We start from the raw sequence: 24,392 nt of genomic DNA on the forward strand, positions 1-24,392 counted from the left end.
TAGCCCCTTGGCGGCCGCCCCGTCTTGGCCGGTGTCCTGGTCGGATAGTTGCATGGGCCCTCGATCAGGCAGCGGTCGCGGCGCCCACGCAGGCACAGCGACCGTGCAGGATCAACGGCGGATCAGAAGATCGACTCGGCGGTGCCGGAGCCTTCGGAGCCGCTGACTCTTTCCAGCTCGCGGCTGACGCGCCGCGGCTGATAGCTGGGCAGGTGCTCCTCGTCGAAAAGCTCGCTGATGCCCCCGGACTCGTCGTCGCGCATGCGCAGCCCGGTATCCGGGTCGACCCGCATGCTGACGACGGTTTCCGGCTGCTCCGGCCAGGCTTCGGGGGTGCCCTCAAGGGCGCCGCCCATGAAGTCCTTCCAGATCGGCAGGGCCGCCTGGGAGCCGTATTCGGCGATGGTCTGGTTGCTGTCCTTGCCCACCCAGACGGCGGTGGCGATATTGCCGTTGAAGCCGGCAAACCAGGCGTCCCGGAGGGCGTTGGTGGAGCCGGTCTTGCCCACGATGTCGTCGCGCTCAAGGGTCAGCGCGGCGCGCCCGGTGCCGTGTTCGATGACGTCGCGGAGCATGTCGCGGAGAATGTAGACGGCTTCCTTGTCGGCGATGCGCTGGGCTATGCGGTAGCTATCGCCGTCGATCTCCACGGTCTCTTGCCCCTCGGCGCAGTCGCGACAGGCCGCCGTGGGGTCGGCCTTGTAGACCTCGGTGGCGCTGTCCTCCTCGCCGCGCTCGATGCGCTTGATGTACCAGGGCGACACCTTGAAGCCGCCGTTGGCGAGGATGGCGTAGGCGTTGGTCATCTCCAGGGGCGTCAGGCTGGCGCTGCCCAGCGCCAGCGACAGCCCCCGGGGCAGGTGATCGGGGTTGAAGCCGAAGCGCTCGAGGAAGTTGATGGTATAGCCAAGCCCCATACTTTGCAGGATGCGGATGGTGACCAGGTTGCGCGAGCGGGCCAGCGCCGGGCGCAGGCGCATGGGGCCGTTGAAGTCGCGGCTGGAGTTCACCGGGCGCCACAGCGAATCGCTGCCGTCGTCGATGACGATGGGGGCGTCGTTGACCACGCTTGCGGCGTTCATTTCGCCGTCGTTGAGTGCTGGCAGATAAATGAACGGCTTGAAGATCGAGCCGGACTGGCGGCGGGCCTGGATGGCGCGGTTGAATTTGCTGGCGTCAAAGTCAAAGCCGCCCTGCAGCGCCACAATGGCCCCGGTGCGCGGCTGCTGGGCAACCAGCGCGCCTTCGGCTTCGGGGCGCTGGGACAGGCGCAGGGTGTCTTCCTCGTCGTCGATGATCACGCGGATCAAATCGCCGCGCTTGGCGATCTGTTCAGCGCTTCCCTTGCCCGTCCATTTCATGCCTTCCCAGTTCAGGGTGTAGACGTTTTCCTCATCGGTGAGCACGCGCATTTCCCGCTCGCCGCTTTCGACCACGATGGCAGGCTCGAGCAGGCCGTAGCTTGGCGTACGCTGGAGCACCTGCACCCAGTTGCTCACGTCGCCCTCGATGCCTGCCACTTCGGTCTGGCTGCGCTCGGCGGCCTCGCGGGCGGTCTGGCGGATTTCCGGCGACTCGGAGAGCTCTTCCTCAAGCCCCTCGGTGGCGGTTTTCTCCTGGGCCTCGACCAGGCTGGCGGGGATGTCGTTCTGCTCGGGCCCGCGAAAGCCGTGGCGGCGGTCGTAGGCCAGAAGCCCCTGGGCCAGCGTTCGGCGGGCCAGGGGCTGAAGCTCGCTGTCGATGGTGGTGTAAATGTGGTAGCCGCTGGTATAGGCCTTGTCGCCGAACTGCTCGATGGCATACTGGCGCGCCATTTCCGCAACGTAGGCGGCTTCCACCTCGGCCTGGGCCACGTGACGCTGGGCGGTGATCGGCGCCTGGACCGCTTCCTGGTAGACGTCCGGAGCGATAAAGCCCAGCTCGCGCATGCGAAACAGAATCCAGTTGCGCCGAATCAGCGAGCGTTCGGGGTTGGACAGCGGATTGAACGCCGACGGCGCCTTGGGCAGCCCGGCAATCATCGCCGATTCGGCAAGCGTCAGCTCGTCCATGGGCCGGTCGTAGTAGGTTCGGGAGGCGGCGGCGATGCCGTAGGCGCGGTGACCCAGAAAGATCTTGTTGACGTAGAGCGAGAGGATTTCCTGCTTGTTGAGCACCTGCTCCATTTGCAGCGCCAGCAGGATCTCGCGAAATTTCCGGGTAAAGGTCTGGTCCAGCGTCAGCAGGTAGTTGCGCGCGACCTGCATGGTAATGGTGGAGCCGCCGGACTGAATGGTGCCGCCGCTGCGGGCAAGCTCGACAGCCGCGCGCACCAGCCCGCGCGGGTCAACCCCGGGGTGCTCGAAGTAGTGCTGGTCCTCGGCGGCGACCAGGGCATTGATCAGCGGCTCGGGAATGTCCTGGAAATCCACGGGGATGCGCCGCTCCTCGCCGTATTCACCCATCAGCTGGCCGTCCCGGGTATAGATGCGCAGGGGAGTGTGAAGGTCGAAGTCCTCCAGCTGGCGCACGTCGGGAAGCCCGGGTGCGAAGTACAGCGCAGCAGCTATCGTGGCCAGCGCGACGGCCCCCGCCAGGGAGACCAGTATGCCGATGAGTGATAGCACAAGGGTGCGGAAAAGCGTCATGGAAACAGGGTACCCGTGAAAATAAATGGGACATGCCGGGCCTTGAGGCCAGCCATGGCGAAAGGCGCATTATAAAGAGGCAGCGTAACGGCCACCAGTGGTGCCAACGGTAAGGGATCCGCGTGTGTTAGCTGCGTTAAAATCAAGTAATCTCTGTGCATTCTGGTATAGGCGGAGCCACCACCATGCGACTTTTTAACAGACACGACGGGCTGATCGGCATCGACATTACCTCGATGACGGTCAAGCTGCTGGAGCTCAAGGCGTCGGGCGGCGGCTACCAGGTGGAAAGCTACGCCGTGAGGCCGCTGCCCGACGGCGCCGTTGAGGAGCGCCGCATACAGGATGTCGAAGCCGTGGCCGAGGTGCTCGGTCGCGCGGTAAGCCGCGCCAGGCCCACCACCCGCAAGGCGGCGGTGGCCGTACCCGCAAGCTCGGCGATCACCAAGACGCTGGCATTTCCCGCCTCGCTGAGCGAGGAAGATATCGAAGAGCGTATTGTCACCGAGTCGGATCGTCATATACCGTTTCCGTTCAATGAGGTGGCCTTTGACTTTCAGTGTCTGGGCCCGTCGGCATTCAACGAGGACGAGCAGCGCGTGCTGCTGGTGGCCTGCCGCCGCCAGGAGATTGCCCAGCTGACCGATACCCTGGAGCGCGCCGGCCTGGAGCCGGTAGTGGTGGACGTTGAGTCGTTTGCCGTGGAGCGCGCCTTTGGGGTGGTGAGACGCCAGCTCAAGGACAGAAGTGCAAGCGATCCCGAGGCCTGTGTCGGACTGGTGGATGTCGGCGCCAATATTAACGCCTTTCACGTCATGCGCGGCGACAACATCATTTATACCCGCGATACCGTCTTTGGCGGGCGCAGGCTCACCGACGCCATCGGCAGCCGCTACGACATGTCCAGGGAAGAAGCCGGCTATGCCAAGAAGTACGGCGGGCTGCCCGACGACTATCAGGCCGAGGTGCTGGATCCGTTTCTGGACACGATAGTGCAACAGGTGGGGCGTTCGCTGCAATTATATTACTCGGCGGGCCGCCACCACGAGGTGCGCGAAATCGTGCTGGCCGGCGGTACCAGCCTGATCCCCGGCCTTGCCGAGCGTATCGCCGAGGACAGCGGCATGCAGGTGACGATCGCCAATCCCTTTGAGCGCATGACGGTGAACCGGCGTATCGACATGGACGCGCTTGACCGCGATGCGCCGGCCATGCTCACGGCGTTCGGGCTTGCGATGAGGGCCAGATAATGCATGTCAAGATCAACTTGCTGCCCTGGCGCGCGGCACGCCGTGAGCGTCGCACGCGTCGGGTCAAGCTATGGCTGGTGGCCATGCTGATAGCGGGCACGGCGCTCGGCTTTGGCGTGGCCCGCTACTATCAGGCGGCGCTTGAGGTCCAGCAGGAGCGCAATCAGTACATTCGCCAGCAAACCGAGCGGCTGGACAAGAACATCCGCGACGTCAAGCAGTACGAAAGCCAGGTGAATCAGTTCAAGGAGCAGATAGCGCTCTTTGCCTCGCTGCAGGACGAGCGCCTGCAGACGATCCGGCTGCTGAATGCGGTTTCCGAAAGCGTGGCCCAGGGGGTGGTTTACCAGCACCTGGCGCGCACCGATGACGAGGTCAGCGTGACGGCCCGGGCGGGCAGCGACAGGCAGATTTCCGAACAGCTAAGGCGCATCGCCCAGCTGCCGGCGATGGGGGTGCCGCGGTTTTCCGAGGTGGAAAGCGAAAGCGATACCGTGCGCCAGTTCCGTTTTCGGGTGCAGCAAAAGCGCGCGGGGGATGACGGCATGGCCGCAGAGGATGGCGATACGGCAGAGGAGGCCGGCGAATGATCGGAAGGAGGACAGGCCGTGACGTTTGACCGCGAGCGGTTGGCAAAGGAGTGGCGCCAGCTTAAACGGGTTGACTGGCGGGGGCTTGAGTTCAGCGAAGCCGGCAGCTGGCCGATGCTGCTCAAGCTCATCAGCTGCGCGCTGGCGCTGGCGCTGGCGTTTGCCGCCGTGGGCTGGCTGGTGGTGAAAGACCACCGTGCCGCGCTGGATGAGGCTCGGGAGGAAGAGCAGCAGCTGCTGGACGAGTACGAGCAAAAAGCCGTCAAGGCGGCGTACCTGCCCCGGGTGCAAAAAAAGCTTGTCCTGCTCAGCGAGCAGATGCAGGAAGTGCGGGAGATGCTGCCAACGACGGTGGAAATATCCACGCTGCTCGACAGCATCAACGACGCCGCGGTGGAGCATCGTCTGCAAATCGATCATATCCGGTCGCAGCCAACGGTCGACAAGGCGTTCTACGTGGAGCACCCGTTCAGTATCCAGGTGCAGGGCAGCTACCACCAGATTGCCGGCTTTGTCGCGGAAATGGCCGCGCTGCCGCGGGTGGTGACCCAGCACGATTTTGTGCTGCAGCCGGTTGATGAGGCGAAGGACAGAGGCTTGCTCAGCCTTTCCATGCAGGCGCGAACCTACAGCTATCAGGCGCCCGTGGTTGAGGAGGCGCCCGATGCGTAAGCCAGGCGTTTTGCTGCTGGCGCTGCTGCTCGCCGGCTGCGCCGATCCCGAGCTTGGGCAGCTGCAGACAACGCTGGATGAGATGCGGCGGTTCGCCGATGAGCCGCCGGACGTCGTGGTACCGGAAATGCCGGCGTACACGCCGGTCGCCTATGCCTACCCCGAGCAGCGAAGCCCCTTTGTGCCGCCGGAAGAGCTGGGGCACAAGGACATAACAAAAACGTTCGATAGCGAGCTGGCGCCGGATCAGTCGCGCAGCGCCGAGCCGCTGGAAAGCTATCCGCTGCCCGAGCTTGAGCTGGTTGGCACCATGCGCATGGGCGAGCGCCGCAGCGCGCTGATCAAAACGCCCCAGGGCGAGGTGACCTCGGTCCACGAAGGTAACTACATGGGCGTCAACTTTGGCCGGGTGGAGCAGATCGAGCCCCAGCGGCTGGTGGTGATCGAGCGTATTTTTACGCCCCGAGAAGGCTGGCAAGAGCACAGCGTATCGATGGAGCTGGCAGTCGACGAGGCCGGACAATGACAAGTAAACGCAATGATGCATACCAACGGCGAGTGATACGTTCATGATCAAAAGACTGCGACAGGCAGGGTTGGTATTGCTGGCGTCAGCGGGGCTATGGCTGCCGCTGGCAGCCATAGCCCAGTCAGCCGATGCGCGGCCAGGCGGGGGCGCCCAGATAGACGACATCGACTTTCGCCGCGGCGCCGGAGACACCGGCCGGCTGGCGATTACGTTCGACCGCAGCGGCGTGCGCCCTGAGGTCAGCAAAGGCGGCGACAACCGCGTGATCGTGGATCTGGGCGACAGCACACTGCCGGCCTCGCTCGACCAGGTGTACGACGTGACCGACTTCGGCACCCCGGTGCGGCGTATCGTGCCCGAGGTCAACCCCGGCAGCACCCGGCTGCAGCTGCTCACCGACGGCCCTTACGCGATGATGACGTCCCAGGACGGCCGCGTGGTCACCGTGGATATCGAGCCTGCCAGAAAGCCCTCTGAAAGCGCCTCGTCGGTGCCCGAACCCGACGAGGAAAAAGACTACGCGGGTAAGCGCCTGAGCCTCAACTTCCAGGACATCGAGGTTCGCGCCGTGCTGTCGACGCTTGCCGATTTCACCGGCCTGAATATCGTCGCAAGCGACAGCGTCGCCGGCCGGGTGACGCTTAACCTGAACAACGTGCCCTGGGACCAGGCGCTGGACCTGATCTTGCAGAGCAAGCAGCTCGCCAGCCGTAAGCGGGGCAATGTGATTGTCGTGGCGCCGGCCGAGGAGCTCGCCGCCATGGAGCGCCAGCGGCTGGAAGCGCGCAGCCAGAAAGAAGAGCTGGCGCCGCTGGTGACCAAGTTCATCAAGGTCAAATACGCCCGGGCAACGGATCTGGCGGCACTGTTGAAAAGCGACGATGACCGCGGCGGCGGTAGCGAGAGCTCCAACAGCGGCTTTGGCCTGATGACCGATCGCGGCCGCGTGGCCGTCGACCAGCGTACGAATACCTTGCTGATTCAGGACACCGCCGAGCAGGTCGAGGTCATTGTCGATACGCTCGATCAGCTGGACGTGGCCGTGCGCCAGGTGCAGATCGAGGCGCGCATCGTCATTGCCCGGGACTCCGCCACGCGCGAGCTGGGGGTCAACTGGGGGATCTCGAGCACTCGGGGCTTTCAGGAAGGCAGCGACGGCAACTTTGAAAGTCGCGATATCAACCCTGACGGCCTGAATCGTGCTATGGGCGGAATGGCAGTAGACCTGGGGCCCTCCGGCGGAGGCGGAACCAGCTTCGGCTTTGGCTATCTGTCCGGCGACGTGCTCTTGGACCTGGAGCTCAAGGCGCTGGAAAGCGAGGGCAAGAGCCAGACCATTTCGCAGCCGCGGATCATCACCGCCAACCAGCGCAAGGCGACCATCAGCCAGGGCGAAGAGCGCGCCTACACAAATAGTACTGAACTGCAGGGAGAAAATACCGAGTTCAAGGAGGCGCTGCTGTCTCTGGAGGTGACGCCGCAGATCACCCCGGACGACCGCATCATCATGGAGCTGAAGATCACCAAGGACAGCTTCCGCGAATCCGAGTTTGGCGGCGAGCCGCCGATCGACACCAACACCATTGAAACCCAGGTGCTGGTGGACAACGGCCAGACCGTGGTGCTGGGCGGCATTCTTACCACCGAGGAGCTGCGCCAGGTCGCCAAGACGCCGCTGCTTGGCGACCTGCCGGTGATTGGACATCTGTTTCGTTCTACCGGAGAGAGTAACGAGAAGGTAGAATTGCTGGTATTCATTACTCCCCGGCTACTGGATGAGGGTCAGGCGTTTCGCTGATGCAGGATTTACCCAACCTTTTTTTGATCGGCCCCATGGGGGCCGGTAAAAGCACCATCGGGCGCCTGTTGGCGGCCGAGCTGACCCGCGAGTTCCTCGATAGCGATCACGTGATCGAGGCGCGCTGCGGCGCGGATATTCCGTGGATTTTTGACGTCGAAGGCGAGGACGGCTTTCGCCAGCGCGAAGTGCACATGATCGACGAGCTGACCCGGCGCGAGAAGGTCGTGCTGGCGACCGGCGGTGGCGCGGTGCTGCGCGAGGAAAACCGCCGCGCCCTGCGCGAGCGCGGCACGGTAGTCTATCTGTATACCACCGTCGAGCAGCAGCTTAGGCGCACCGCTCGGGACCGCAACCGCCCGCTTTTGCAGTGCGATAACCGCGAGCAGGTGCTCAACGACATGTATGCCCGGCGCGACCCTTTGTACCGCGCCACCGCGGACGTCATCGTACGCACCGACCGCCGCGGCCCCCGGGCCATGGTCAACGAGATCCTGCGCCAGGTCCGCCAGCTGGCCGATCCGCTGCCGGACAGCGATACCCGAACGCTGCGCTGAGCCCCGGCGCGGCTCGTTTTGCTTTCGCCATCTCGCCGGTGCTCCCCCAGAAAACGCGCCACCCCGGAAAACAAGACAAGGTAATGCCATGAAGCCCATTGACGGCGTGCTGCGCACGCTCAGCGTTGCCCTCGAGGAGCGCAGCTATCCCATCCACATCGGCGCCGGCCTGATCGGCAGCGCTGACGCCATCGCGCCGTATCTGGCCGGCCGGCAGGTGATGATCGTCACCAACGAGACCGTAGCACCGCTGTATCTGGGCGCGCTGCGCGCGGCGCTGCCCGACGACCTCGACGTGCGCGCGGTGGTGCTGCCCGACGGCGAGGCGTACAAGTCGGTGGACTATGTTGCGCGCATCTGGGACGCGCTGCTGGAGGCGGGCTTCAACCGCCGCTGTACCCTGGTCGCCCTGGGCGGCGGGGTCATCGGCGACATGACCGGGTTTGCCGCGGCCAGCTACCAGCGCGGGGTGGCGTTTATCCAGGTGCCCACCACGCTGCTCGCCCAGGTGGATTCTTCGGTGGGCGGAAAGACCGGGGTCAACCACCCGCTGGGCAAGAATATGATCGGCGCCTTCTGGCAGCCCCGGGCGGTGGTGGTGGATATCGATACGCTCAAGACGCTGCCGGCTCGGGAGCTGTCGGCGGGGCTTGCGGAGGTCATCAAGTACGGGCTGATCCGCGACGCGGCGTTTCTTGGCTGGCTGGAGGCCAACATGGCCGCGCTGCGCGGCTGCGACGCCGACACCCTGGCCCACGCCATTGCGCGAAGCTGCGAAATCAAGGCCGAGATAGTGGCCGAGGACGAAACCGAGCAGGGCGTGCGCGCGCTCCTTAACCTGGGTCACACCTTTGGCCACGCCATCGAGGCCGAGCAGGGCTACGGCGCCTGGCTGCACGGCGAAGCCGTCGGTGCCGGCATGGCCATGGCGGCAACGCTTTCTCACCGCCTTGGCTGGATCGATACCGAAGCGCTCAAGCGCTGCCGAGCCGTGATCGAGGCGGCCGGGCTGCCCGTCAGCGCCCCCACGGGCATGGGCCGCGAGGCGTTTTTGGCCCAGATGCGCAGGGACAAGAAAAACATCGATGACCGGCTGCGGCTGGTGCTGATGCGCGCGCTGGGCGACGCCTGCATCAGCGCCGATACCCCCGCCGCGATGCTTGACGAACTGCTTGATGACTACCCGCGCGCCTGCCAGGGCTAGCGCAGATGGATACGTCCGGAGAAGCCGGGAACAGGTCGAAGAGGGGTTCTACGCCATGGCCGAAACGTGCTTACCTGCGGTTTCGGCATTTCCGACGTCCTTGGCGGTCAGATGGCGTAGGTAGCGTCCAGGGATGGATTTACAGCGCCCCTCGCAGACCTGTTGACGGCGCAGCCTGGGGGATTGAGTCCACGGGGCAAATTGAGCCTTTTACCCGAGTCTGCTATTCTGTCGTCCCATCCTGGCGTGGCTTTCTGCCGTGCCTTCTGATCACGTTTCGACAGGTTTTCCATGACACGATATATCTTCGTGACCGGCGGCGTTGTGTCCTCTCTCGGCAAGGGCATCGCCTCCGCCTCGCTGGCGGCGATTCTCGAGGCGCGCGGCCTCAGAGTCACCATGCTCAAGCTCGACCCCTACATCAACGTCGACCCGGGCACCATGAGCCCTTTTCAGCACGGCGAGGTGTTCGTCACCGAGGATGGCGCCGAAACGGATCTGGATCTGGGGCACTACGAACGCTTCATCCGTACCAAGATGACCCAGGGCAACAACTTCACCACCGGGCGCGTCTACGAGCACGTGCTGCGCCGGGAGCGCCGCGGCGACTACCTGGGCGGCACCGTGCAGGTGATCCCCCACATCACCGACGATATCAAGCGCCGAGTGTACGCCGGCGGTGAAGGGTTCGACGTGGCGCTGGTGGAAATCGGCGGCACCGTGGGCGATATCGAGTCGCTGCCGTTCCTCGAGTCGATCCGCCAGATCAGAAGCGAGCTTGGCGCCACTCGGGCGATTTACATGCACCTGACGCTGGTGCCCTACATCGCCACCGCCGGGGAAACCAAGACCAAACCCACTCAGCACAGCGTCAAGGAGCTGCGCTCCATCGGTATCCAGCCGGATATCCTGATCTGTCGCAGCGAAGTGGAGCTTGAGGAGGCCGAGCGGCGCAAGATCGCGCTGTTCACCAACGTCGAAGAGCGCGCCGTGGTGCCGCTGCAGGACGCCGACACCATCTACCGCATCCCGCTGATGCTCCACGAGCACGGCCTGGACGATATCGTCTGCGACAAGCTGCGCCTTGACGCCGGCGAGGCCGATCTTACCGAGTGGATCCACGTGCTCGACGCCAAGCTCAACCCGCTGAAGTCGGTAAGCATCGCCATGGTGGGCAAGTACATGGAGCTGCTCGACGCCTACAAGTCGCTCAACGAGGCGCTGATCCACGCCGGTATCCAGGGGCGTATCAAGGTCAACGTCGACTACGTCGACGCCGAGGACATCGAGCGCCACGGCACCGAGCGGCTGGCGGGCAAGGATGCGATCCTGGTGCCCGGTGGCTTTGGCGAGCGCGGCGTGGAAGGCAAGATCATGGCCGCCCGGTTTGCCCGTGAGAACCACGTGCCGTACCTGGGTATCTGCCTGGGGCTGCAGGTAGCGGTGATCGAGTTTGCGCGTAACGTCGCCGGCTGGGAAGACGCCAACTCCACCGAGTTTACCCACGACACCCAGCACCCGGTGGTCGGGCTGATTACCGAGTGGCTCAACGCCGAAGGCAAGATTGAGCTTCGCGACGCCGCCTCCGACCTGGGCGGCACCATGCGCCTGGGCGGCCAGGTGTGCCGCCTGGTCGACGGCACCCGGGCGCGCGACGCCTACGGCACCGACGAGATTGTCGAGCGCCATCGCCACCGCTTCGAGGTCAACGACCAGTTCATCGGTGAACTGGAAGCGGCGGGGCTGACCGTCTCCGGGCGCAGCGTTGACGAAACGCTGGTGGAAGTCGTCGAGCTTGCCGACCACCCCTGGTATCTTGCCTGCCAGTTCCACCCGGAGTTTACCTCGACCCCGCGCGACGGCCATCCGCTGTTCAGCGGCTTTGTCAACGCGGCGGTCGAGTTCAAGGCGGCGCGTACCCGGGCACATTCAACGTCTTCTCATTCGACATCCTCGGCCAACCAGGAGTAATGCGGCATGAGCGAGCGCCACATCGACGTTGCCGGGCTGACGGCCGGTAACTCCCTGCCGCTGATGCTGCTGGGCGGAATGAACGTGCTGGAGTCCCCGGCGCTTGCCGACGAGGTGGCAAGCGCCTTTGTCCAGGCTACCGGGGCGCTTGCCATGCCCTACGTCTACAAGGCCAGCTTCGACAAGGCCAACCGCAGCTCGATTCATTCCTTCCGCGGGCCGGGGCTCGAGAAGGGCCTGCAGCTGCTCGCCGATATCAAGGCCCGCTACGGCGTGCCGGTGATCACCGACGTCCACGAGCCCTGGCAGGCGGCGCCCGCCGCCGAAGTGGCGGATATCATCCAGCTGCCGGCATTTCTCGCCCGCCAGACCGATCTGGTGGTGGCGATGGCGCAAACCGGGGCGGTGATCAACATTAAAAAGCCCCAGTTTCTTGCCCCCCACGAGATGCGCCACATCCTCGCCAAGTGCCGCGAGGCGGGCAATGATACCCTGATGCTTTGCGAGCGCGGCACAAGCTTCGGCTATAACAACCTGGTGGTCGACATGCTGGGCTTTGGCGAGCTCAAGCAGACCGGCTATCCGGTGTTTTTTGACGTTACCCATTCGCTGCAGCGCCCCGGCGGGCGCGCCGACAGCGCCGGCGGCCGCCGCGCCCAGGTAGCGGAGCTTGCCCGCGCCGGGGTAGCCACCGGGCTTGCCGGCCTGTTTCTGGAAGCCCACCCCGACCCCGACCACGCCCGGTGCGACGGTCCCTGCGCGCTGCCGCTGGATCAGCTGGCGCCGTTTTTGCACCAGCTCGCCGCGATTGACGGCCTGGTGAAGGGGTTTGAGCCGCTGGCAATACGTTAACGAGACTGTTCGTCCACGATAAAAAAAGGATACCTTGATGAGCAACATTGCTGATATTCGCGCGCTGGAAGTGCTGGACTCCCGGGGCAACCCCACGGTGTTTGCCGCAGTGCGCCTGGAAAGCGGCGCTACCGGCGAGGCCAGCGCGCCGAGCGGCGCCTCCACCGGCTCTCGGGAAGCGCTCGAGCTGCGCGACGGCGATAAAAACCGCTACCTGGGCAAGGGCGTGCAGAAGGCGGTCGCAGTGGTCAACGGCAAGATCCGCGAGGCGCTCGTCGGTATGGACGCGCGCGACCAGCGCGGCCTGGACCGCGCCATGCTCGGGCTTGACGGCACCGACAACAAGGCCAACCTGGGCGCCAACGCCATCCTCGCCGTGTCGCTTGCCGCGGCCAAGGCGGCGGCCAACGCCAAGGGCGTGGCGCTTTACGCCCACATCGCCGAGCTCTACGGCTCGCCGGGCGTGTACAGCATGCCGGTGCCGATGATGAATATCCTCAACGGCGGCGAGCACGCCGACAACAACGTGGATATCCAGGAGTTCATGATCCAGCCGGTGGGGGCGAAGAGCTTCAGCGAAGCGCTGCGCGTCGGCGCGGAAATCTTCCACGCGCTGAAAAAAGTGCTCTCCGAGCGCGGGCTTTCCACCTCGGTCGGCGACGAAGGCGGCTTCGCGCCGAACCTTGAGTCCAACGCCGAGGCGCTGGCGGTGATCAAGCAGGCGGTGGAAGCCGCTGGCTACACGCTGGGGGACGACATCACCCTGGCGCTGGACTGCGCCTCGAGCGAGTTCTACGAAAACGGTCAGTACAACCTCGCCGGCGAAGGCAAAAGCTATGACGCCCAGGGCTTCACCGACTACCTGGCGGGCCTTTGCGACGACTACCCCATCGTCTCCATCGAGGACGGCATGGACGAGTCCGACTGGGACGGCTGGCAGGCGCTGACCGACAAGCTGGGCGACAGGGTGCAGCTGGTGGGCGACGACCTGTTCGTGACCAACACCCGCATTCTCAAGCGCGGCATCGACGAGGCGATCGGCAACTCGATTCTGATCAAGTTCAATCAGATCGGCTCGCTGTCAGAAACTCTGGACGCCATCAAGATGGCCCAGGACGCCGGCTTTACCGCGGTAATTTCCCACCGCAGCGGCGAGACCGAGGACACCACCATTGCCGATCTGGCCGTGGCGACCGCCGCCGGGCAGATCAAGACCGGCTCGCTGTGCCGCTCGGATCGCGTCGCCAAGTACAACCGGCTGCTGGTGATCGAAGACGAGCTTGCCGGCGTGACCTACCCCGGGCGCAAGGCCATCAAGGGGCAGTAAAGGGCCGACAGCGCGGAAGCTGGCCCCGGCGGCCGAGAGCGGCGGCTGGGGCGCGTCGATCTGCAGAAAGGGCTAAAGAAACTCGCGGCTGACGTCCGACACGCGGCCGTCGACGGTGCGCTGCAGCTTGTCTTCGATCTGGCTGCACAGCGACTCGACCTCGCGCTGCGATTTGGCGGCCACCACAAAGGACCATTCGGTGGAGTCGTGTTTGTTATGCTCGCCGCTTTCGCAGACTGCCACCGCCGGGTTGCGCCCGAAGCGCTCATGCACGCCGCCCATGCGCTGGCGCTTTTCTTTCAGAGAGCTACAGCCGGGCATGAAAAAGGTCAGGGTCAGAATACCGATATGCATAGGATCTTCCTTCTCGTGTCGGCTTGGCGGAAAGCCGGTTTCGCCTATCGCATAGCGTATCAGCGCTCGAGCTTGTCGATCTTGCCGGGCTTGCCGTCCCATTCTTCAGCGTCGGGCAGCGGGTCCTTTTTCTCGGCGATGTTGGGCCACTCTTCCGCCAGCTCGGCGTTAATCTCGATAAACTCTTCCTGCCCCTTGGGCAACTCGTCTTCCGAGTAGATGGCATCGACCGGGCACTCGGGCTCGCACAGGGCGCAGTCGATGCACTCGTCCGGATGAATCACCAGGAAGTTGGGGCCTTCGTAGAAGCAGTCCACGGGGCAGACTTCCACGCAGTCGGTGTGTTTGCACTGAATGCAGTTTTCTGTCACGACAAACGTCATCGCGGTATCCTCTTGCGCGGACGGGCGTTTGGCCGGCCGCTGGTCATCAGTCGCGTTGTCAAAGTCAAACGCGTCGAAACATGGCTACGGCCGGGGGATCGGCCGTTTGAGCGGTAGGGCCGTGCCGCTCGCACGCTATGTAACCCGAAAGTATATTACAGACGGCCCTGCCATTCATATAACAGCGCCAGCGCCTGGCGCGGCGAAATGTCATCCACCTCGAGCGTTTCCAGCGCTTCGACGAGGGGGTGCGCGGCGGTGGCAAAGAGATCGTTTTGCCGCGGCGCCGGCTCCCCGGCAGCGGCCGGGGGCGGGGCTTCCTGGCCGTCGGGGGGCTCGAGGGTGCCGAGCTTTTCCCGGGCCCGGCGGATGACCTCTTCCGGCACGCCGGCAAGCCTGGCGACCTGGAGCCCGTAGCTCTGGCTTGCCGGGCCGTCTTCGATGCGGTGCATGAAGACGATGCGCTCGCCGTGTTCGGCGGCGGTCAGGTGAACGTTGGCCACGCCGTCGCGGTGTTCGGGCAGCGCGGTCATCTCGAAGTAGTGGGTGGCAAAGAGCGTCAGCGCGCCAAGGTCCGCGAGATGCTCGGCGCTGGCCCAGGCAAGCGAGAGGCCGTCGAAGGTGCTGGTGCCGCGGCCGATCTCGTCCATCAGCACCAGGCTTTGCCCGGTGGCGTTATGCAGGATGTTGGCCGTCTCGGTCATTTCCACCATGAAGGTCGAGCGCCCGCCGGCCAGATCATCCGACGAGCCGATGCGGGTGAAGATGCGATCCAGCGGGCCAATGTCGGCGGCGTCGGCGGGGACGAAGCTGCCGCAGTGGGCGAGCAGGGCGATCAGCGCCGTCTGGCGCATGTAGGTCGACTTGCCGCCCATGTTGGGACCGGTGATCACCAGCATGTGCCGGGCGGCGTCCAGGGCCACGTCGTTGGGCACGAAAGGCTCGTCGCTGACGTGCTCGACCACCGGATGGCGCCCGCCGTGGATGGTCAGGCCGGTGGCCTCGGCAAGGGTGGGCCGCCCCCAGTCCAGCGCTTCGGCGCGCTCGGCAAAGGTGCACAGCACGTCGAGCTCGGCCAGCGCCCGGGACGAGGCCTGGAGGGCATCAAGCTCGGCGTTGAGGGTTTCCAGCAGCTCGTCGTAGAGGAGTTTTTCCCGGGCCAGCGCCCGGGACCTGGCCGACAGCGCCTTGTCCTCGAACTCCTTGAGCTCGGGGATGATGAAGCGCTCGGCGTTTTTCAGCGTCTGGCGGCGGATGTAGTCCGCCGGCGCCTCGAGGGCCTGGGCCCGAGGCAGCTCGATGTAGTAGCCGTGCACGCGGTTGTAGCCGACTTTCAGGTTGGCAAGGCCGGTGCGCTCGCGCTCCCGGGTTTCCAGCCGGACCAGGTAGTCGCCGGCGTTCTCGGCCATGCCGCGCTGTTCGTCAAGGTCTTCATCGAAGCCCTCGCGGATGACGCCGCCGTCGCGCAGCACCACCGGCGGGTTGTCGATGATCGCCCGCTCCAGGGTGTCGGCGATGTCGGGGTAGGGCTTGATGTGCGGACGCAGCGCGTCCAGGGCGCTGCCGCTTTCCACCGCTCCCAGATCGCGCTCCAGCTCGGGCAGCGTGGCGAGCGCATCGCGCAGCCGGGCAAGATCCCGGGGGCGGGCGCTGTAAAGCGCCACCCGGGCGAGGATACGCTCCACGTCGCCCACCGCGGAAAGCGTGTCGCGCAGCGCCATCCAGGCGGCGTCGAGGCCGAGCAGGGCGACGCCGGCTTGGCGCCCGGCGACCACGTCGCGCTGGCGCAGTGGGCGATTCAGCCAGCGCTTGAGCAGCCGCGAGCCCATGGCCGTGGTGCAGGTGTCGACGACGCTTGCCAGGGTGTTGTCGCTGCCGCCGGCGAGGTTCTGGTCGATTTCCAGGTTGCGCCGGCTGGCGGCGTCGATGACCACGGCGTCGTCGCGATTCTCAACGCCGAGGGCGTTGACGTGGGGCAGGGCGGTGCGCTGGGTATCCCGGGCGTAGTCGATGAGCACGCCGGCGGCGATGAGCGCGGCGTGCAGGTGCGCGCAGCCAAAGCCGCGCAGGTCGTTGACCTCGAACTGGCGGCACAGGGTGCGGGTGGCGCTCTCTACGTCGAACAGCCATTCGCCCTGGCGGCGCAGGCCCCGGTGGCGGGCCAGCTCGTCGGGCAGCGTAAGCGACTCCGGCAGGATCAGCTCCGCCGGGGAGAGCCGCGTCAGCTCGGCGAGCATTTCCGCTTCGCTCTCCACTTCCAGCACGGAGAATCGCCCGCTTGAGAGCTCCAGCCAGGCAAGCCCCCAGGCATCCCCCTTGGGGGCGATGGCGGCGAGCAGGTTGTCCTGGCGAGCGTCCAGCAGCGCCTCGTCGTGAAGCGTGCCGGGGGTGACGATGCGCACCACTCGACGCTCCATGGGCCCTTTGCTGGCGTGGGGGTCGCCAATCTGCTCGCAGATGGCCACCGACTCGCCGGCGGCCACCAGCCGGGCGAGGTAGCCTTCGGCGCTGTGGTAGGGGATGCCGGCCATGGGCGTGGTCTGTCCGCCGGACTTGCCGCGCTGGGTCAGCGTGATGTCCAAAAGCGCCGCGGCGCGCCTGGCATCGTCGAAAAACAGCTCGTAGAAATCCCCCATGCGGTAGAACAGCAAAACGTCGGGGTGGTCGCGTTTGATGTCCAGGTACTGCGCGATCATCGGCGTGTGCGCCGGGGTATTGGTGGCCATGGCTATCCTGACGTTAACGGCGCCGTGGGACACCCGGATGCCGAACGGTCGGGCGTATGCGGGCGGTCGGGCGTATGCGTGACTTAGGGTATGCGTGACAGACGTTTCGTTGAGTCAACGCAACCGGGTATTCTACGCTTAACTGACCCTGGACATGAAGGAGCGAGCATGGAACCAAGCGTCGAGAGCCTGAAGAACCTGGATTTATCGCTGCTGGCTCAGCGGCTGGGCAAACTCTGTGGCGAGCACGGCGTTGAGGTAACCACGGCGGAGTCGTGTACCGGCGGCGGTATTGCCGAGGCGATAACTTCGGTCGCGGGCAGCTCGGCCTATTTCGCCAGCGGCTACGTGACCTATGCCAACGCCGCGAAAACCCGCATGCTGGGGGTAGAAGACGCTACGCTTAACGCCCACGGTGCGGTCAGCGAAGCCGTGGTCAGGGCCATGGTGGCCGGCGCCTGCCGGCAAAGCGGCGCGGACATCGGCGTGGCCGTGAGCGGCGTGGCCGGCCCCGAAGGCGGCAGCGACGACAAGCCGGTGGGGACGGTGTGGCTGGCCTGGGGCAGCGAGCGGGACATGCGCGCGGAGTGCCTGCACTTTCCCGGCGACCGCCAGGCCGTGCGCGAGCAGGCGGTGCGCCAGGCCATGGCGCGGCTGGTGGAAACCCTGGATACCCGGGGCGAGACGGCGTAAAGCCGCAGCGGCATTTTTTTGCCGGCGTTTTTTTGGCATACTACTGGCTAATTATACAGCCTTCTGAAGAGGAAGCATCGAATGGCTCAGGATGAAAACCGCAGCAAAGCGCTGGAAGCCGCGCTTGGCCAGATTGACCGCCAGTTCGGCAAAGGCACCGTCATGCGCCTGGGCGATGCGCCCCGGGTGGCCATGCCCTCGGTCTCCACCGGCTCGCTGGGGCTGGATATAGCGCTTGGCATCGGCGGGCTGCCCTACGGCCGCGTGGTGGAAATCTTCGGCCCGGAATCGTCGGGCAAGACCACCATGACGCTTTCCGTCATCGCCGAGGCGCAAAAGCAGGGCAAGGTGTGCGCCTTTGTCGACGCCGAACATGCCCTTGACCCAAGCTACGCCGAAAAGCTCGGCGTTAACCTCGACGACCTGCTGGTATCCCAGCCGGACACCGGCGAGCAGGCGCTTGAGATCACCGACATGCTGGTGCGCTCCGGCGGCGTCGACGTGATCATCATCGACTCGGTGGCCGCGCTCACCCCGCGCGCCGAAATCGAAGGCGAAATGGGCGACGCCCACGTCGGCCTGCAGGCCCGACTGATGTCCCAGGCATTGCGCAAAATCACCGGCAACATGAAAAATGCCAACTGCATGGTGGTGTTCGTCAACCAGATCCGCATGAAGATCGGCGTGATGTTCGGCAGCCCCGAAACCACCACCGGCGGCAACGCGCTGAAGTTCTATTCAAGCGTGCGCCTGGATATTCGCCGCACCGGCTCGGTGAAGTCCGGCGACGAGGTTACCGGCAACGAGACCCGAGTGAAAGTGGTCAAGAACAAGGTGTCGCCGCCGTTCCGCCAGGCCGAGTTCCAGATCCTCTACGGCAAGGGCATCTACCACGCCGGTGAAGTGGTCGATCTGGGCGTGCAGTGCAGCCTGGTGGACAAGGCCGGCGCCTGGTACAGCTACAAGGGCAAGAAGATCGGCCAGGGCAAGGCCAACGCCGCCCAGCACCTGGAAGACAACCCCGAGATCATGGAAGAGATCGAGTCGCAGATTCGCGCCCAGCTGCTGGCCCAGCCCGAGCCCAGGGAAGACGAAGCCAAGGAAGACGGCAAGAAGGAGGAAAGCAAAAAGGGAGAGAATAAAAAGGAGGAGAGCAAGAAGGCAGGAAAAAGCACGGCTGACGACCTGGCCGACAACGACGAGCTTCTCTAAGCATGAAACCCGGTCGCGAACCGCCCTCATCCCGGGAGATCGCCATCGGTTTGCTGGCCCGACGCGAATACTCCCGCGCCGAGCTGGAACACCGCCTGGCGCGCAAGGAAGTGGCGCCCGAAGACATTGACGCCTGCCTGGATGCCCTGGCCGAGCAGGGGCTGCAGTCCGACGCGCGCTTTGCCGAAAGCTTTGTGCGCAGCCGGGTGCTGCGCGGGCAGGGCGTGCGGCGCATCACAAGCGAGCTTTCCCAGCGCGGCGTGGCGACCGAGGTGCAGCGCCAGGCGATTGCCGAGGTGGAGACGCAAGAAAACGTTGACTGGTTTGAGCTGGCCCGCGACGTGCTGGCGCGCCGCTTTCAAACGCCCGGCGACAGCCCCAGAGAGCGCGCCCGCCGGGAGCGCTTTCTGGCCTCGCGGGGCTTTGAGTTCGATCAGATCCGCCATGCGCTCGCCTGCCTTTAAGCCGCGCCTTTCGGCCGCCGGCCCGCCTTCAAAAACCGCTTTGCCCTTTGTTTGACACCCGTATCAAACCCGCCCTGAAGAGCCCTTGCGTTGAACCCCGGCTTTAGTCGGCGCCCAAGTTCGCTATAATGACCTCTTTGGCGACCCCGGCGGGTAGCGGCTCAAGCGCCCTGGGACATCACGCTTTCTTGTTACGGATACCCTATGCGAAGCGCAGACATCAGACAGGCCTTTTTAGATTTTTTCGCGCAAAACGGCCATACCGTTGTGCCCACGAGCCCGCTTGTGCCGGGTAACGATCCGACGCTTTTGTTTACCAACGCCGGCATGGTGCCGTTCAAGGACGTGTTTCTGGGCCGCGACCCGCGCCCCTACGTGCGCGCCGTCTCGGCCCAGCGCTGCGTGCGCGCCGGCGGCAAGCACAACGACCTGGACAACGTCGGCTATACCGCCCGCCACCACACCTTTTTTGAAATGCTGGGCAACTTCAGCTTCGGCGACTACTTCAAGCGCGACGCCATCCGCTACGCCTGGACGTTTCTCACCGAGACCCTGGGGCTGCCGGCGGAAAAGCTCTGGGTCACCGTCCACGTAAGCGACGACGAGGCCGAGCGCATCTGGAAAGACGAGATCGGCGTGGACCCCGAGCGCTTCTCCAAGCTCGATGAGGACAACTTCTGGCAGATGGGCGACACCGGCCCCTGCGGCCCCAGCTCCGAGATTTTCTTTGATCACGGCGCCGACGTCTGGGGCGGCCCCCCGGGCAGCGCCGAGGAAGACGGCGACCGCTACATCGAGATCTGGAACCTGGTGTTCATGCAGTACGACCGCGACGCCGAGGGGACGCTGCACAACCTGCCCAAGCCGTCCATCGACACCGGTCTGGGGCTTGAGCGCGTCGCCGCGGTGATGCAGGGGGTGCACTCCAACTACGAGATCGACCTGTTTCAGAATCTGCTCAAGGCCGCCGCCAAGGCCACCGGCCACGACGACCTCCAGGCGCCGTCGCTCTGTGTGATTGCCGACCACATCCGCTCCTGCGCGTTTCTCGTCGCCGACGGCGTGATGCCGTCCAACGAGGGTCGCGGCTATGTGCTGCGCCGGATCATCCGCCGGGCGGTGCGCCACGGCCACAAGCTGGGCGCCACTGAGCCGTTCTTTTATACCCTGGTGGCCGCGCTTGACGCCGAGATGGGCGACGCCTACCCCGAGCTTCGCCAGGCCCGGGAGCAGATCGAGCGCATCCTGCTGAAAGAAGAGCAGCAGTTTGCCCGCACGCTGGAGCACGGCATGGGCCTGCTGAACGCCGCCCTTGACGAGCTTTCCGGCGAGGTGCTGCCCGGCGAAACCGTCTTCAAGCTTTACGACACCTACGGCTTTCCCTTTGACCTGACCGCCGATGTCTGCCGCGAACGCGGCGTGGCGCCCGACGAGGCGGGCTTTCAGCGCGAGCTCGAAGCCCAGCGCGAGCGCGCCCGGGCGGCCAGCCAGTTCGGCGCCGACTACGCGGCAGCGGTGGATATCGACGGCGAAACCACCTTCACCGGCTACGACCAGCTGAAAGACGAGGCTCGGGTTGTGGCGCTGGTCGACGCCGAAGGCAATGATCTGGCCGAGCTCGATGCTGACCAGAAAGGCATCGTGGTGCTGAGCCGCACGCCGTTCTACGGCGAGTCCGGTGGCCAGGTCGGCGACACCGGCTACCTATACGTCGACGGCGGGCGCTTCCAGGTCACCGATACCCAGAAGCAGGGCGGCCACCACCTGCATCAGGGCGTGATGCTCGAAGGCCGCCTGGTCGTGGGCGCCGAGGCGCGCCCCGAGGTGGATGCCGGGTTGCGCACCGCCACGGTGCGCAACCACTCGGCAACCCACCTGCTGCACCAGGCGCTGCGTCTGGTGCTGGGCGATCACGTCCAGCAAAAGGGCTCGCTGGTAACCGCCGAGCGGCTGCGTTTCGACTTCAGCCACTTCGAGCCGATGACGCCTGAGCAGCTGGCCGAGGTCGAGCGCCTGGTCAACGAGCAGGTGCTGGTTAACGCGCCCACCGTGGTGGAAGAAATGACTCTGGACCAGGCCCGGGACAAGGGCGCGGCGGCGCTTTTCGAGGCCAAGTACGCCGACAGCGTGCGCGTGTTGACCATCGGCGCCGACGACTTTTCCATCGAGCTGTGCGGCGGCACCCACGTCGCCCGCAGCGGCGACATCGGCAGCTTCCACATCGTCAGCGAGGCCGGCATCGCCTCCGGCGTGCGCCGCATCGAGGCGATTACCGGGGAGACCGCGCTTGCCTACTTCCACGACCAGGAAGCCTGTGTGCAGCGCCTGGGCGAGCGCCTGAAGGCCAAGCCCGAGCAGGTCGAAGCCAAGGTCGAGGCGCTGCTTGAGCGTAACCGCGCCTTGGAAAAAGAGCTGGAGCAGGCCAAGAGCAAGCTCGCCAGCGCCGCCGGCAGCAGCATGCTGGATCGGGCCCGCGAGGTGGCCGGGGTCAAGCTGCTGGCCACCGAGCTTGACGGCGTCTCCGGCAAGGAGCTGCGCGGCATGCTCGACCAGCTGAAAAACAAGCTGGGCTCCGGGGTCATCGTGCTCGGCGTAGCGGATAAAAGCGCCGGCAAGGTCAGCCTGATCTCCGGGGTCACCAAGGATCTGACCGACCGGGTCAAGGCCGGCGAGCTGGTCAACCACGTTGCCTCCCAGGTGGGCGGCAAGGGGGGCGGCCGCCCGGATATGGCCCAGGCCGGGGGCAGCCGGCCCGAGGCGTTGCCGGAGGCGCTGGATAGCGTTCCTGCCTGGCTGGAAAATACGCTAAGCTGATACCAGGGCCGGTAGCGCGTGGCGCTATCGGCCCTGTTTTTTTCCGACGATGTTCCGCCCGCTTGCTTCCATCTTGTTACTTTCCACTTCCGAACGCATAAGGAAACCACCCTCTATGGCACTATACGTACAGAAGTTCGGCGGCACCTCGGTGGGCTCGCCGGAGCGCATCAAGGCCGTCGCGGAAAAGGTCAAGGGCTTCCGCGACCGGGGCCACCAGGTCGTGGTAGTGGTATCCGCCATGAGCGGCGAAACCAACCGCCTGACCGACATGGCCTCGTCGCTCAACGCCAATCCCGATCCGCGGGAAATGGACATGCTGCTCTCCACCGGCGAGCAGGTGACTATTTCGCTGTTGGCCATGGCGCTGCAGGAGCTGGGCATGCCGGCCACGTCGCACACCGGCGCCCAGGTCGGCATCCATACCGACAACGCCTACACCCGGGCGCGCATTCAGCGCATCGATACCGACGACTTAAGGGCCGATCTCGATGCCGGCAAGGTCGTGGTCGTGGCCGGCTTTCAGGGCATTGACGAAGAGGGCAACATTACCACGCTTGGCCGCGGCGGTTCGGACACCACCGGCGTAGCGCTGGCGGCGTCGCTGGGCGCCGACGAGTGCCAGATCTACACCGACGTCGACGGCGTTTACACCACCGACCCGCGGGTGTGCTCCAAGGCCAGCCGGCTAAAAACCATTACCGTGGAAGAGATGCTTGAGCTTGCTAGCCTGGGCTCCAAGGTGCTGCAGATCCGCGCGGTCGAGTTTGCCGGCAAGTACAACGTCCCGCTCCGGGTGCTGTCGAGCTTTGAGGACGGCCCCGGCACGCTTATTGTTGCAGAATCCGAAAAAGACGAGGACTCCATGGAAGAACCGCTGATTTCCGGCATCGCGTTCAACAAAAACGAAGCCAAACTGACGCTTTTGAACACCCCCGACATTCCCGGCGTCGCCTCGCGCATCCTTGGACCCATTGCCGCGGCCAACATTGAAGTCGACATGATCGTCCAGAACGTGGCGCCCGCCGGCGACTACACCGACTTTACCTTTACCGTGGCCAAAAGCGACTACAAGGCCACCAAAAAGCTCATCGAAGAAACCATCCTGCCCGACCTGGGCGGCGGCGAGCTGCGCGGCGACGACAACATCGCCAAGGTGTCGCTGGTCGGCGTGGGCATGCGCTCTCACGCCGGCGTGGCGTCGAAGATGTTCCGCGTGCTGGCGGAAGAGAACGTTAATATCCGTATGGTGTCTACCTCTGAGATCAAGATTTCCGTGGTGATCGACGAAAAACACATGGAGCTTGCGGTCAAGGCGCTGCACAAGGCGTTCGGCCTGGACCAGGCCGATATTGAAGAAGACTAACGACCCCATCGTTATAACCTTCTACGCTGGTAAAGCTTTCCCTGCTAACGTATTGCGGCGCGCTCTAACTTAACGGGGAGGGGTGGCGTTAAACGCCAGCGCCGCCGGCGTTGGCGACCCCGTTGCCATAAAATGTCTGAGAAGGAGATCAGCCATGCTTATCCTGACTCGCCGCATTGGCGAAACCCTGATGATCGGTGATGAGATCACCGTGACGGTGCTCGGTGTAAAGGGCAATCAGGTGCGTATCGGCGTGAATGCGCCCAAAGACGTGGCTGTCCATCGCGAAGAAATTTACCAGCGTATTCAGCGCGAGATCGATGACGAAGAAAGCGACGAAAGCTGAAGCGCGGCGGCCCACCCCGCCGTGCCCGCCGGGTAGCGACGGCAACCCGGTGAAAGCATGAAAAAAACGGCGCAGGGGTAGACAGCCCTCGCTCAAGTCGGTAATATTCGCGCCGTGCCGTTGAGGAGAGGTGGCCGAGTGGCTGAAGGCGCTCCCCTGCTAAGGGAGTATAGGGTTTATAGCCCTATCGAGGGTTCGAATCCCTCTCTCTCCGCCATGACTGCACGACAAGAGGGTAAGCGCCCGTAGCTCAGCTGGATAGAGTACCTGACTACGAATCAGGTGGTCGGAGGTTCGAATCCTCCCGGGCGCACCATCTTCCAGAGGATCAAGCGTTGCTTGCAACGTTCCTGCACAAGTGCTGTTTGGGTTCAACCGCGAGTCTGAACAATGTTGCGCAGGTAAAGCCTGAAAAAGCGCCCGTAGCTCAGCTGGATAGAGTACCTGACTACGAATCAGGTGGTCGGAGGTTCGAATCCTCCCGGGCGCACCAGATTTTGTTAACCCGCCTTCCTCATGGAAGGCGGGTTTTCTTTGTGCGCCAGGCATGGCGCGTAGCACCGACAGGTGCTGTTCCCGGGGGTAGTGCCCCGGGATGACTTGGGGGTGAGAGTCCCCTACGGACCTTGATAGCGGGAACCGTTAGCCGAACAGCAA

Annotated in this window: 20 protein-coding genes and 3 tRNA genes; 19 read left to right on the top strand and 4 right to left on the bottom strand. The window is 64.7% G+C overall.

Annotated elements, in window-relative coordinates; genetic code table 11:
• Positions 1-122: 122 nt before the first annotated feature.
• Entirely contained in the window at positions 123-2,627 is a 2,505-nt protein-coding gene (locus RS027_RS05600) for a penicillin-binding protein 1A (protein WP_311954936.1), read from the bottom strand.
• Between the two features lie 185 nt (positions 2,628-2,812).
• Between RS027_RS05600 and pilM the strand changes: the two genes are divergently transcribed.
• The 10 genes from pilM (at position 2,813) to eno (ending at position 13,377) form a co-directional block, all read left to right on the top strand.
• Positions 2,813-3,877 carry a type IV pilus assembly protein PilM gene (pilM, locus tag RS027_RS05605; protein ID WP_311954937.1) on the top strand — a complete coding sequence of 355 codons (1,065 nt, stop codon included), beginning with the start codon at positions 2,813-2,815 and terminating at the stop codon, positions 3,875-3,877.
• Positions 3,877-4,467, top strand: coding sequence for a PilN domain-containing protein (locus tag RS027_RS05610; protein WP_311954938.1), 591 nt, complete (start codon positions 3,877-3,879; stop codon positions 4,465-4,467). The genes pilM and RS027_RS05610 overlap by 1 nt, the downstream gene beginning before the upstream one ends.
• An 18-nt stretch (positions 4,468-4,485) precedes the next feature.
• A complete protein-coding gene (locus tag RS027_RS05615) occupies positions 4,486-5,139 on the top strand; it encodes a type IV pilus inner membrane component PilO (RefSeq protein WP_311954939.1) in 654 nt (217 codons plus the stop codon).
• Positions 5,132-5,665 carry a pilus assembly protein PilP gene (locus RS027_RS05620; protein ID WP_311954940.1) on the top strand — a complete coding sequence of 178 codons (534 nt, stop codon included), beginning with the start codon at positions 5,132-5,134 and terminating at the stop codon, positions 5,663-5,665. Before RS027_RS05615 ends, RS027_RS05620 begins: the two co-directional genes overlap by 8 nt.
• Positions 5,666-5,708: 43 nt before the next feature.
• Complete coding sequence (locus RS027_RS05625; RefSeq protein WP_311954941.1) at positions 5,709-7,466, top strand: type IV pilus secretin PilQ; 1,758 nt, start codon at positions 5,709-5,711, stop codon at positions 7,464-7,466.
• Positions 7,466-8,023, top strand: coding sequence for a shikimate kinase AroK (gene aroK, locus RS027_RS05630; RefSeq protein ID WP_311954942.1), 558 nt, complete (start codon positions 7,466-7,468; stop codon positions 8,021-8,023). The genes RS027_RS05625 and aroK overlap by 1 nt, the downstream gene beginning before the upstream one ends.
• An 88-nt stretch (positions 8,024-8,111) precedes the next feature.
• A complete protein-coding gene (gene aroB / locus RS027_RS05635; RefSeq protein ID WP_311954943.1) occupies positions 8,112-9,227 on the top strand; it encodes a 3-dehydroquinate synthase in 1,116 nt (371 codons plus the stop codon).
• A gap of 291 nt (positions 9,228-9,518) precedes the next feature.
• On the top strand, positions 9,519-11,198 hold the full coding sequence (pyrG, locus tag RS027_RS05640; protein ID WP_311954944.1) for a CTP synthase: 1,680 nt from the start codon (positions 9,519-9,521) through the stop codon (positions 11,196-11,198).
• Between the two features lie 6 nt (positions 11,199-11,204).
• Positions 11,205-12,050, top strand: coding sequence for a 3-deoxy-8-phosphooctulonate synthase (gene kdsA, locus RS027_RS05645; RefSeq protein ID WP_311954945.1), 846 nt, complete (start codon positions 11,205-11,207; stop codon positions 12,048-12,050).
• Positions 12,051-12,087: 37 nt separating this feature from the next.
• A complete protein-coding gene (eno, locus tag RS027_RS05650) occupies positions 12,088-13,377 on the top strand; it encodes a phosphopyruvate hydratase (RefSeq protein WP_311954946.1) in 1,290 nt (429 codons plus the stop codon).
• Positions 13,378-13,449: 72 nt separating this feature from the next.
• Here eno and RS027_RS05655 read toward each other — a convergent pair whose 3' ends face one another.
• From RS027_RS05655 to mutS, 3 genes are all read right to left on the bottom strand, one after another.
• Positions 13,450-13,731 carry a DUF503 domain-containing protein gene (locus tag RS027_RS05655; RefSeq protein WP_311954947.1) on the bottom strand — a complete coding sequence of 94 codons (282 nt, stop codon included), beginning with the start codon at positions 13,729-13,731 and terminating at the stop codon, positions 13,450-13,452.
• Positions 13,732-13,790: 59 nt separating this feature from the next.
• Complete coding sequence (fdxA, locus tag RS027_RS05660) at positions 13,791-14,114, bottom strand: ferredoxin FdxA (protein ID WP_311954948.1); 324 nt, start codon at positions 14,112-14,114, stop codon at positions 13,791-13,793.
• A gap of 155 nt (positions 14,115-14,269) precedes the next feature.
• Positions 14,270-16,840, bottom strand: coding sequence for a DNA mismatch repair protein MutS (gene mutS / locus RS027_RS05665; RefSeq protein ID WP_311954949.1), 2,571 nt, complete (start codon positions 16,838-16,840; stop codon positions 14,270-14,272).
• A gap of 168 nt (positions 16,841-17,008) precedes the next feature.
• On the opposite strand from mutS, the gene RS027_RS05670 reads away from it, so the two are divergent.
• The 9 genes from RS027_RS05670 (at position 17,009) to RS027_RS05710 (ending at position 24,228) form a co-directional block, all read left to right on the top strand.
• Positions 17,009-17,533, top strand: a complete 525-nt coding sequence (locus RS027_RS05670; RefSeq protein WP_311954950.1) for a CinA family protein — start codon at positions 17,009-17,011, stop codon at positions 17,531-17,533.
• 81 nt (positions 17,534-17,614) lie between these two features.
• Positions 17,615-18,745, top strand: a complete 1,131-nt coding sequence (gene recA, locus RS027_RS05675) for a recombinase RecA (RefSeq protein WP_311954951.1) — start codon at positions 17,615-17,617, stop codon at positions 18,743-18,745.
• Between the two features lie 2 nt (positions 18,746-18,747).
• Positions 18,748-19,209: a regulatory protein RecX gene (locus RS027_RS05680; RefSeq protein ID WP_311954952.1), complete on the top strand. Its 462-nt coding sequence runs from the start codon at positions 18,748-18,750 to the stop codon at positions 19,207-19,209.
• 204 nt (positions 19,210-19,413) lie between these two features.
• On the top strand, positions 19,414-22,023 hold the full coding sequence (alaS, locus tag RS027_RS05685; protein WP_311954953.1) for an alanine--tRNA ligase: 2,610 nt from the start codon (positions 19,414-19,416) through the stop codon (positions 22,021-22,023).
• 115 nt (positions 22,024-22,138) lie between these two features.
• On the top strand, positions 22,139-23,389 hold the full coding sequence (locus RS027_RS05690) for an aspartate kinase (protein ID WP_311954954.1): 1,251 nt from the start codon (positions 22,139-22,141) through the stop codon (positions 23,387-23,389).
• A gap of 154 nt (positions 23,390-23,543) precedes the next feature.
• On the top strand, positions 23,544-23,735 hold the full coding sequence (gene csrA / locus RS027_RS05695) for a carbon storage regulator CsrA (protein ID WP_311954955.1): 192 nt from the start codon (positions 23,544-23,546) through the stop codon (positions 23,733-23,735).
• A gap of 124 nt (positions 23,736-23,859) precedes the next feature.
• Positions 23,860-23,952: transfer RNA gene (locus RS027_RS05700), tRNA-Ser, on the top strand.
• Between the two features lie 22 nt (positions 23,953-23,974).
• Positions 23,975-24,051, top strand: a tRNA-Arg gene (locus RS027_RS05705).
• A gap of 100 nt (positions 24,052-24,151) precedes the next feature.
• Positions 24,152-24,228 (top strand) — tRNA-Arg (locus tag RS027_RS05710).
• Positions 24,229-24,392 lie beyond the last annotated feature (164 nt).

The sequence above is a fragment of the Halomonas garicola genome, from assembly GCF_031935715.1.
GTDB lineage: Bacteria > Pseudomonadota > Gammaproteobacteria > Pseudomonadales > Halomonadaceae > Vreelandella > Vreelandella garicola.

Coding starts and splice junctions, on each gene's coding strand:
- RS027_RS05600 (WP_311954936.1), bottom strand. CDS start 2,627: ATGACGCTTTTCCGCACCCTTGTGCTATCACTCATCGGCATACTGGTC.
- pilM (WP_311954937.1), top strand. CDS start 2,813: ATGCGACTTTTTAACAGACACGACGGGCTGATCGGCATCGACATTACC.
- RS027_RS05610 (WP_311954938.1), top strand. CDS start 3,877: ATGCATGTCAAGATCAACTTGCTGCCCTGGCGCGCGGCACGCCGTGAG.
- RS027_RS05620 (WP_311954940.1), top strand. CDS start 5,132: ATGCGTAAGCCAGGCGTTTTGCTGCTGGCGCTGCTGCTCGCCGGCTGC.
- RS027_RS05625 (WP_311954941.1), top strand. CDS start 5,709: ATGATCAAAAGACTGCGACAGGCAGGGTTGGTATTGCTGGCGTCAGCG.
- aroK (WP_311954942.1), top strand. CDS start 7,466: ATGCAGGATTTACCCAACCTTTTTTTGATCGGCCCCATGGGGGCCGGT.
- aroB (WP_311954943.1), top strand. CDS start 8,112: ATGAAGCCCATTGACGGCGTGCTGCGCACGCTCAGCGTTGCCCTCGAG.
- pyrG (WP_311954944.1), top strand. CDS start 9,519: ATGACACGATATATCTTCGTGACCGGCGGCGTTGTGTCCTCTCTCGGC.
- kdsA (WP_311954945.1), top strand. CDS start 11,205: ATGAGCGAGCGCCACATCGACGTTGCCGGGCTGACGGCCGGTAACTCC.
- eno (WP_311954946.1), top strand. CDS start 12,088: ATGAGCAACATTGCTGATATTCGCGCGCTGGAAGTGCTGGACTCCCGG.
- RS027_RS05655 (WP_311954947.1), bottom strand. CDS start 13,731: ATGCATATCGGTATTCTGACCCTGACCTTTTTCATGCCCGGCTGTAGC.
- fdxA (WP_311954948.1), bottom strand. CDS start 14,114: ATGACGTTTGTCGTGACAGAAAACTGCATTCAGTGCAAACACACCGAC.
- mutS (WP_311954949.1), bottom strand. CDS start 16,840: ATGGCCACCAATACCCCGGCGCACACGCCGATGATCGCGCAGTACCTG.
- RS027_RS05670 (WP_311954950.1), top strand. CDS start 17,009: ATGGAACCAAGCGTCGAGAGCCTGAAGAACCTGGATTTATCGCTGCTG.
- recA (WP_311954951.1), top strand. CDS start 17,615: ATGGCTCAGGATGAAAACCGCAGCAAAGCGCTGGAAGCCGCGCTTGGC.
- RS027_RS05680 (WP_311954952.1), top strand. CDS start 18,748: ATGAAACCCGGTCGCGAACCGCCCTCATCCCGGGAGATCGCCATCGGT.
- alaS (WP_311954953.1), top strand. CDS start 19,414: ATGCGAAGCGCAGACATCAGACAGGCCTTTTTAGATTTTTTCGCGCAA.
- RS027_RS05690 (WP_311954954.1), top strand. CDS start 22,139: ATGGCACTATACGTACAGAAGTTCGGCGGCACCTCGGTGGGCTCGCCG.
- csrA (WP_311954955.1), top strand. CDS start 23,544: ATGCTTATCCTGACTCGCCGCATTGGCGAAACCCTGATGATCGGTGAT.